The sequence below is a fragment of the Flavobacterium sp. genome (assembly GCF_044339515.1).
In the GTDB taxonomy this organism is placed as follows: Bacteria; Bacteroidota; Bacteroidia; order Flavobacteriales; family Flavobacteriaceae; genus Flavobacterium.
Genome location: NZ_JBIIVK010000093.1, coordinates 1 through 3,666, shown reverse-complemented (window position 1 = coordinate 3,666; position 3,666 = coordinate 1). Strand labels below are relative to the sequence as shown.

The 3,666-nt window shown below is 31.1% G+C and carries 6 protein-coding genes; 5 read left to right on the top strand and 1 reads right to left on the bottom strand.

Annotated features, from left to right (window positions below; translation table 11 throughout):
* The 4 genes from ACIQ0M_RS15300 to ACIQ0M_RS15285 form a co-directional block, all read left to right on the top strand.
* Positions 1–864 (top strand): RHS repeat-associated core domain-containing protein (locus tag ACIQ0M_RS15300; protein WP_396153792.1); only part of this gene is annotated, 864 nt, incomplete at its 5' end.
* 9 nt (positions 865–873) lie between these two features.
* Positions 874–1,287 (top strand): hypothetical protein, encoded by a 414-nt coding sequence (locus tag ACIQ0M_RS15295; protein ID WP_396153791.1) that lies wholly within the window; start codon positions 874–876, stop codon positions 1,285–1,287.
* 49 nt (positions 1,288–1,336) lie between these two features.
* Positions 1,337–1,705 (top strand): hypothetical protein, encoded by a 369-nt coding sequence (locus tag ACIQ0M_RS15290; protein ID WP_396153789.1) that lies wholly within the window; start codon positions 1,337–1,339, stop codon positions 1,703–1,705.
* A gap of 8 nt (positions 1,706–1,713) precedes the next feature.
* Positions 1,714–2,148: a hypothetical protein gene (locus tag ACIQ0M_RS15285; protein WP_396153787.1), complete on the top strand. Its 435-nt coding sequence runs from the start codon at positions 1,714–1,716 to the stop codon at positions 2,146–2,148.
* A 59-nt stretch (positions 2,149–2,207) separates the two neighbouring features.
* Here ACIQ0M_RS15285 and ACIQ0M_RS15280 read toward each other — a convergent pair whose 3' ends face one another.
* Positions 2,208–2,543, bottom strand: coding sequence for a helix-turn-helix domain-containing protein (locus ACIQ0M_RS15280; RefSeq protein ID WP_396153785.1), 336 nt, complete (start codon positions 2,541–2,543; stop codon positions 2,208–2,210).
* A gap of 165 nt (positions 2,544–2,708) precedes the next feature.
* On the opposite strand from ACIQ0M_RS15280, the gene ACIQ0M_RS15275 reads away from it, so the two are divergent.
* On the top strand, positions 2,709–3,666 hold a 958-nt coding region (locus tag ACIQ0M_RS15275), incomplete at its 3' end, for a CHC2 zinc finger domain-containing protein (RefSeq protein ID WP_396153783.1).

Sequence of the window (3,666 nt, the reverse complement as noted above, 5' to 3'; positions counted from 1 at the left end):
TATAAGTTCAATGGTTTCGAGCTTCAAGATGAACTAGGACTTAACTGGTACGATTATAAAGCAAGGAATTACGACCCCGCTCTAGGACGTTGGATGAATATTGACCCACTTGCCGAAACTTCAAGAAGATATAGCCCATATACTTATTGTCTAAACAATCCAATCTACTATATTGATCCTGATGGTATGCAAGCTGATGATTGGAAAGATAAAAATGGAAAAACATTAAATCAAGACCAATTAAATAAAGTTAAAGTTTACATATTTTACAATCCTAAAGAGTCTGGAGAAGATGGAGGTTTTGGAGAACAAACAATGAAACAGTATGCGGATTATGAGAAAAAATATGGAAAAGGCAGTGTAGCAATTAGTGATGCAATGACAGAAAAAGATTTTGCTCAAGATTGGGGGGACATAAGCGGTACTCCAAACTTAATTGCAATGAACCATCACGGTACTAATCAAGCTTTACATTTAGATGTTGATCCAGACGGAAATCCTGAAACTAAAGATGGAGAATACATTGTTTCTACTAATGATGGAAAGACTAATGGTTCAGGAACACAAGGAACAAAAATATCTGATTTACCTGAAACAAAAGGAGATATATCAAATACGGTATTAAAGTTAAATACATGTAATTCTAATAATCCTAGCTCATCAACAATGACACCTGGAACTACATTAGCAAAAGGATTTAGTAGAGATACGGACGTAGGTGTGGTAAGGGGAACAAATAAAAAAGTTAATTTTGATAGTAATGGTAATCCTCAACCTCAATGGTACTATGGTGGAGGTTGGCAATTCTTTAAAGATGGTGCCCAATTATCAACAAGTCAAGTTCGTGATTTAAAACCAAATTAATCCATTATTATGAAATTTTTATTTTTTTTCTCTTTAATTACAAGTTTTTTTTCTTGTGATAAAAATATAGAAGTCAAGTATATAGGAGCTTTTGATTATAAGATTTTTGACGAAACATTGCATAAAAATAATTCATACTTATCAGAAGACAGCTATGGATATGTTATTACTGATTTAGATCTTAAAGAATGTGGAATAGAAATATTAGGGATTGAGAATTTGAATAAAAGTGAAGATTACATTGTAACCATTAATTACCCAATTCTTGAAATTAAAACAAATTCTAAAAAAATTAGAAACGAAGGTGTTGGTAAAACAAAGAAAAAGCCAATAGATGTAATTTTAGACAAAAAAACTAAATCAAATAAAGTTTATATTTATAAGTTAGACATCAAGGGTCAGTACAGGCTTTTGCAAGGATAGTATAAACAAAAACCAAATAAAAAAACTTGATCCAAATGCAACTTTAACAATGGAATTTAATGATGCTTTAAATGCAGATGGAGTGAAATCTTTAGAAGGGAAACCCGCAGAAATAGTGTCCGAAACATTGTTTTCCGCATTAGGAATAGTAAATGAAATTGGAAACACACAAGAGAATAGAGCCCAAGTAAACGTTCCTAGAAATTTAGAGTTTGATCAAAGCGGAATGCCTATACTCGATCAAAAGAACATAGATAACATATCTAGAACTGGGACTCACGAAGATTTACACATGGCAGGCTTACAACATGTTACAGATAAGAAGAATCTCATGAACAGAGAGAATTTAGGAGGAAATGTTATTACTCCTGAACAAAGAAAAGCAATAATTCAAAACGTAGAACTACAACAGCAATAACTTATATCATGAAAACTTATTTATATAGTATTTTTTTGTTGTTTCTGTTTTTAGAATGTTCTACCCCTAAAGCTTTGTACAAGGATGATTGTGTTCCTGTTCCTGAGCATTTTAAAAAAGAAGTTTTAAAAAAGTACGATTCAGAAAATGAAAAATATTCACTCTTATATTTTACAGAACTTTTTAAAGATGATGAGATTACAGTATCAAATGAAAAAGAAACTTTGTATAGCGGAGTAGTTTCTACGGTTGAAGGTGTAGGATTAGCTTATGTAGTAAGAATTGACAATGACTATACAACAAATGTTTATGTTAAAAATGAAAATTATTCATTTAAAATAAAAAAGGGAAAGTATAAATACATCTATGTAAGCAAAATCCAAAAAGAAAAAAGGAGTAAATATATTATAGCATATAGAAATATATTATGCGGATTTAGATAGATAAAATACAACTATTAATTATAACTAAAAAACCAGTTCAAATTGAACTGGTTTTTTTATTACATCAAACTTATTTTAGCAGACTTTATAAAATGGTCAACGGTGGTAAGCAAACAATCCCTGTCTTTTTCGGGAAGTGTTGCAATATCTTGAAATCGTTTTAACATTGCAGGATCTTTGAATAAATCACTTTGAGCATTTTCTCCCAAAAGATAACCTACGGAAGTTTCTAATATAGTGGCTAATTTTTTAGCAGCATCAATACTTGGCGTCATCTCATCACGCTCATATTTACCAATAACAGAATAGGAAGTATTTAAAATTTTGGCTAACTCTTTTTGAGAAAGGTTTTTTACTTCTCTACAATCTCTTAATCTTTTACCGAAAGTGTCCATAACTGTATCTTTTAAGGTATTAAAATGCTTTATTATCTTGTGTTCGGCAAATATAAAGACTTTATTAGGTAAATAAAAATCGTATAAAATTTGTTAAGTATATTTTATAATATATCTTTGTACCTAATTAGATACATATAAAATATTTTAATTTTTTTTCACACAATGGAGATAGCAGAAATAAAGCAAAATTTATCATTAGAAAGCATCTTACAACACTACAATTTAAAGCAGGACAAAAACAATATGCTCCGTTGTCCGTTCCACGAGGATAGCACAGCAAGTTTACAAGTAAGTTTTAGTCAAAACAAATACAAATGCCACGCTTGCGATAAAAAAGGCGATGTAATCCAGTTTGTTCAAGATTATGAAAAGCTAACCAAACACGAAGCTTTGGTAAAATGTGCCAATATGGTCAATGGATCAATAAGCCAATTAAAACCAATAATGAAAACAATAGCAGAACCAACAACAGACAACCAAGAACGGACAGCCTTTTTAGAAAAGATGTTTTTAAGTTTTAGAAAAGGATTGTTAAGCAGTCCACCAGCTAAAGAGTATTGCAGTAGTAGAAATTTAGATTTTGATAAATTAGAGGTTGGTTTTAATAGTGGGCAGTTCCATCACGGAGCAAGAAAGGATGAAAAGTTAATCAATGATTGTTTAAGTTATGGGTTATTAACCTTGGCAGGAACTAACTCAAGAACAGGCGGACAAGCTTACAAACCTTTTGGAAATAAATCAATATTGTTCCCACTCAAAAACAAAGATAATCAAATTGTATCTTTTTATTTTAGAAGTACAACAAACAATGACAATGCAAAGCATTACTATTTAAAAAACCGTTCCGGACTTTATCCCAATTACCCACACCCGGACACAAAGAAATTACTACTTACTGAAGCTATAATCGACACGGCTAGTTTATTACAAATAGATGATATAAAAGAGAATTACACACTATTAACCTGCTACGGAACCAACGGACTAAACGAAGAAATCCTAAACGCTTTAAAACCCTTAAAACAGTTAGAAGAAATCATTTTCTTTTTTGATGGAGATAAAGCAGGAAACGAAGCCGTTACCAAATACGCTGAAATACTGCGAGAACTACATCCAAAAG